1 protein-coding gene is annotated in these 948 nt (G+C 61.3%); it reads right to left on the bottom strand.

All coding sequences use genetic code 11. The features are described 5' to 3' along the window. Nucleotides 1–230 precede the first annotated feature (230 nt). Nucleotides 231–948: Ros/MucR family transcriptional regulator (locus tag WDW90_RS37515; RefSeq protein WP_431311206.1), on the bottom strand; the 718-nt coding region annotated here is incomplete at its 5' end.

The following is a 948-nucleotide window of genomic DNA, read 5'->3' as shown; positions in this document are numbered from 1 at the left end:
GCTTTCTCCATTCTGCGTCGTCCAGCATCACTCCTCCCAGTCAGGAGGAGCAAAACGCCCGCACACGGAACACGTTCAAGGCCGAACAGGCCGTAGATGGTTTCGTGACAGGAGCGGCGACGAGAAAGGCCCCACCCCGGGTTAGGATCGGGGACAGGGCCTATCCCTAGAGATCAGGATGCCCGTCGTGCGCGGAGGCTATGCCGCCCCTCGACCAACCTTGGTCAGCCTCAGGCGTTCTGTGATCGACCGCGGCGCCGTGGCGCTGCAGGAGCAGATGCAACTTCCTCTGTTGCGGCCTGACGCCCCTGCCCACCACCCAGGCCGAGCGCCTTCGCGAGTTCGGAGCGTGTGGCCGAGAAGCTCGCGGCCACCATCGGGTCGTCCCGGGGCAGGCCGTAGCGCTCACGATAGCTGTGTGCGTCCAGCCCGTGCTCCGTGAGGTGCCGTTTCAGGGACTTGTAGGGCTTGCCGTCGATGAAGCTCACGAGATGGTTCGGCGTGATCGACTTGCGGATCCGTGCCGGCCTCAGCTTCTCGACCTCGGGCTCGGTTGAGGCTGGCCCATTCGCCATTCCCGTCAGGGTCGCATGAACGCCGGCGATCAGTGCGGGCAGGTCGGCCACTGGAACAGAGTTGTTGGAAACGTACGCCGAGATGATGTCGGCAGCGAGCTCGATGTGCCCGTCTTGCCTGGCCGAGATGTCCTGATCAGATTCAACGTAGTTTGCTATTTTGAGCCTCATACGTACAGCGATATAGGCAGGATAAGAAGCCTCCCGCATGCCGTACGTTCCAAACGGGGTATGAAGCACAACTCGAAATTTCTGCAAACAAGGCTGTAGCTGATTACGGCCTGTTCGGCCTTGAACGTGTTCCGTGTGCGGGCGTTTTGCTCCTCCTGACTGGGAGGAGTGATGCTGGACGACGCAGAATGGAGAAAGCTGG

The organism is Methylobacterium nigriterrae, assembly GCF_037106235.1.
GTDB lineage: Bacteria > Pseudomonadota > Alphaproteobacteria > Rhizobiales > Beijerinckiaceae > Methylobacterium > Methylobacterium nigriterrae.
Note: the sequence above shows the minus strand (reverse complement) of the source record. Positions and strands in the feature narration are given on the sequence as shown.